Genomic DNA, 4,189 nt, shown 5'->3' with positions numbered 1-4,189 from the left:
GGGCCACGATCATGTGCGCGCCCGCGCGCAGCGGGGTCGCGAAGCCGATCATCGAGGCGTCGAAGGTGAACGGAATCGACTGCAGGACAGTGTCGTTGTCCCCCACCCCGTATTCGCCGACCATGAACGCCGCCTGGTTGACGATGGCCGAGTGCGGCACACCGACGCCCTTGGGCTTGCCGGTCGAGCCGGAGGTGAAGATGACATACGCCAGATCCAGCGTGCGCAGGGGCCGCAGCCGGTCGGCGTCGGTCAGCCAGGCATCCGGGAAGGCCGACAGCGCACCGGAATTCGCGACCAGATCGACCGAGACGACCGGCAGCCCGTCGACCTCGATGGCGTCGGCCGCGGTGGTCAGCACGCAGACCGGTCGCGCGGCGGACAGGATGTCGGCGCGGCGTTCGACGGGTGAGTCCGGGTCGATCGGCACGTAGGCGCCGCCCGCGGCGAACACCGCGTACATGGCGACGACCAGGTCGATCGACGGCCGGATCGCGACACCGACGGTGACGCCGGGGCCGACACCGGTCGCGACGAGCAGCCGGGCCAGTCGGTTGACCTGGCTCGCGAGCTCGCCGTAGGTGAGGGTCGACGCGGCGAAGGTGACCGCGGGCGCGTCGGGACGCCGCAGTGCCTGCGCGTGGAACTCGTCGAGCAGGGTCGAGTCGGAGATCAGTCGCACGTCGCCCGACGGCTCGCTGCGCTCGGCCTCGGTCAGCAGCGGCAGATCGCCGACCGGCCGGTGCGGTGCGGTGACGGTCGCGCTCAGCAGCCCGGCCAGGCGCTGGCCCAGGGTGGCCATCGTCGACTCGTCGAACAGGTCGGTGGCGTAGCGCCAGGAGCAGCGCAGGCCGGCGGGTCCGTTGTCGTCCTCGTGCGGCACGACGGTCAACTGCAAGTCGACGGGTGCGACCTCGTCACCGAGATCGACCGCCGACACCACCAGATCGGGCAGCTCCAGCCGGGCGCCGCCGAAGTTCTGGAACGACAGCGCCACCTGGTAGAGCGGGTGATGCGCCTGGGTGCGCGGCGGATCCAGTTCGGCGACAAGACGTTCGAACGGCACGTCGGCATGGGCGAAAGCGGCCAGGTCGGTCTCACGGACCCGATCCAGCAGGGCGGCAAAGGATTCGGCGGCGTCGACTCGGGTACGCAGCACCACCGTGTTGACGAACATGCCGACCAGGTCGTCGAGTTCGGGCTCACCGCGTCCGGCGACAGGGGCGCCGACGGTGACGTCGTCGGTGCCTGCGACGCGCGCCAGCAGCACCGACAGCGCGGCCCGCACCACCATGAACAGCGAGGCATTGTGTTCGCGCGCAAGAACTTCCATCTCGTGATGCAACGCGGGTTCGAGCGCGAAGTGGTGCGCGGCGCCGCGGCTGCCCGCGACCGGCGGTCGTGGCCGGTCCGTCGGCAGCTCCAGCAGGGTCGGGGTGCCCGCGAGCTCGCCGCGCCAGTAGCCGAGCTGCTTGGCCAGCAGCGAGCCGGAATCCTCGGCGGCGCCGAGCATTTCCTGCTGCCACAGGGTGTAGTCGGCGTACTGCACCGGCAGCGGCGCCCAATCCGGCGCCGCGCCCTGGGTCCGGGCGACGTAGGCGGTCATCAGATCGCGGGTGAGCGGGCCGAGGGAGAAACCGTCGGTGGCGATGTGGTGCACCACCACGGCCAGCACGTGCTCGGACTCCGACAGCTGGAACAGGGCGGCGCGCACGGGAACTCGCGCGCAGACGTCGAAGCCGCCGAAGGTCAGCCGGGCCAGCTCCATCCGCAGGTCGCTCTCGGCGATCGCGGCGACGGCCACGTCGAGCCCGGCCTCGGCCACCGGCAGCACGCGCTGGTAGCCCTGGCCGTCGTGCTCGGGGTACACCGTGCGCAGGACCTCGTGCCGTTCGAGCACGTCGTCGAGGGCGGCGGTGAGCGCGGCGGCGTCGAGCGGGCCGGACAGGCGCAGCGCGACCGGGATGTTGTACGCGCTGGAACCGGGGTCAAGGCGCGCCATGAACCACATGCGCTGCTGGGCGAGCGAGAGCGGCACCCGCTCACCGCGCTCGCGCCGGGTCAGCGGCACCCGCACCGCCGCGTCACCGACCAGCGCGTCGAGCGCGGCGGCGAGATCGGTCACCGTGCCGTGTTCGAAGACCGTCCGGGCCGGTACGCGCATCCCGGTGACCGCGCCGAGGCGACCGGCCAGCTGGGTGGCGAGCAGAGAGTTGCCGCCGAGGGCGAAGAAGTCGTCGTCGCGGCCGATCGGGTCGGCGCCGAGCAGCTCGGCGAAGACCGCCGCCACGGCTTCCTCGGTGCCGGTGCGCGGCGCCTCGAAGGCGCGGGCGGTGAGCTCCGGTTCGGGCAGTGCCTTGTAGTCGAGCTTGCCGACCGGGGTCAGCGGCAGCCGTTCGATGGGAACGATGGCCGCGGGGACCGCGTGCTGCGGCAGCCGCTGCTCGGCCAGACGGGTCAGCGCGACCGAGTCCACCGGGGCCCCCGCCGCGGGCACCACATACGCCACGAGCGCGTCGACGCCGCTGGGCAGGGTGCGGACGAGCGTGGTCGCGAAGCGGACGGATGCGTCGGAGGTGAGAACGGCGTCGATCTCGCCCAGTTCGATGCGGAAACCACGCAGCTTGACCTGGGCGTCGGTGCGGCCGAGGAAGGTCAGCTGCGGTTCGCCGTCCGCGGTGATTTCCCATTTCACCAGGTCACCGGTGCGATAGAGCCTGCCGCCGGTGATCGGGTCGGCGACGAAACGGGCCGCGGTCAGCCCGGCGCGCTCATGGTAGCCGCGGGCCAGGCCGGGCCCGGCCAGGTACAGCTCACCGGGGACGCGATCCGGCACCGGTCGCAGACGGGCATCGAGGACCCGCGCCGACATACCGGGAATCGGGCCGCCGATGGTGATCAGGTCGCCGGGGGTCAGCGGATCGCTGATCGAGGCCGCGACCGTGGTCTCGGTCGGTCCGTAGAGGTTGTAGAAGTCGCGGCCGGGCGACCAGCGCGCGATCAGTTCCGGCGGGCAGGCCTCACCGCCGACGACGATGGCGGCCAGCTCCGGCAGGCCCGACCCGTCGACCCCGGCGAGCGCGGCGGGGGTGATGAAGGCGTGGGTCACCCGCTCGGCGCGCAGCAGGTCGGTCAGCTCGTCGCCGCCGTAGATGTCGGGCGGGGCGATCACCATGGTCGAGCTGGCGCCGATGGCCAGGAGCAGTTCGAGGATGCTGGCGTCGAAGCTGGGCGAGGCGAAGTGCAGGGTGCGGGCCGCGCCGGTGATGCCGAAGCGGCGGATCTGCTCGGCGCACAGCCCGGCCAGGCCGGCGTGGGTCACGGCGACGCCCTTGGGGACGCCGGTCGATCCGGAGGTGTAGATGATGTAGGCGATGTCGGCGCCGAACATCCCGCGGGTGCGGTCGGCGGCCGACACCGGCGCGTCCGAGGCCGAGGCCAGTTCGTCGCGGCACTCGGCGGAATCCAGCGCCAGCCACCGCAGGCCCGCGTCGAGCCGCGCCGCGTCGGCGGCCTGGGCAACACCGAATCCGGCGCCGGAGTCTGCGAGCATGTGCGCGACCCGTTCGGCCGGGTAGCGCGGGTCGACGGGCACGAACGCGGCGCCGGTCTTGGCCACGGCCCACAGCGCCACGATCGCCTCGAGCGACCGGGTCAGCGCCAGGACCACCCGGTCACCGGGGCCCACGCCGCGACCGATCAGGACTCTGGCCAGCTGGGAGGACTGCTGGTCGAGTTCGGCATAGGTGATGGTCTGCCCGGCGAAGCTCACCGCGGTCGCCTCGGGGGCACGCTCCACGGCGGCCATCAGCAGGCGCGGCAACGTGGACACGGGCGCTCGACGGCCCCGCCGCGCGGCGGAAGAGCGGACGCCAGAAGCTTGCTCAGTCACCGGTATGTGCTTCCCTTCACCACGATCACACCTGCGATCACACTGCTCGAATGTCGCCCAGACTCTCGGCTCCACCGTGGTATCGGGAAAATCCTGCGTGACGGTACACAAATATGTCATCAATTTTGGCGCAGCGGCAATGTGGGCGTTTCAGTTCGCGGCAACCGGGTATAGACAACTGTCCAGTATGTAACGCAGGTCATGCGCAGGTCATATGCGGTGCGAACGAATCCGTAGCGGACGTGACCGTTTCACATTTTGCGCTGAATCTCCCACCGGGCGTGGACCTGCGAATCT

Annotated in this window: 1 protein-coding gene; it reads right to left on the bottom strand. The window is 71.2% G+C overall.

Annotation, left to right across the window (positions count from 1 at the left end):
* The coding region (locus ACFWPJ_RS26175; RefSeq protein WP_378855128.1) for an amino acid adenylation domain-containing protein at positions 1-3,832 on the bottom strand (3,832 nt) is incomplete at its 3' end.
* Positions 3,833-4,189 lie beyond the last annotated feature (357 nt).

Origin of the sequence: Nocardia sp. NPDC058497 (genome assembly GCF_042720195.1) — a bacterium.
GTDB lineage: Bacteria > Actinomycetota > Actinomycetes > Mycobacteriales > Mycobacteriaceae > Nocardia.
This window is presented reverse-complemented; position numbering and strand designations above follow the sequence as displayed.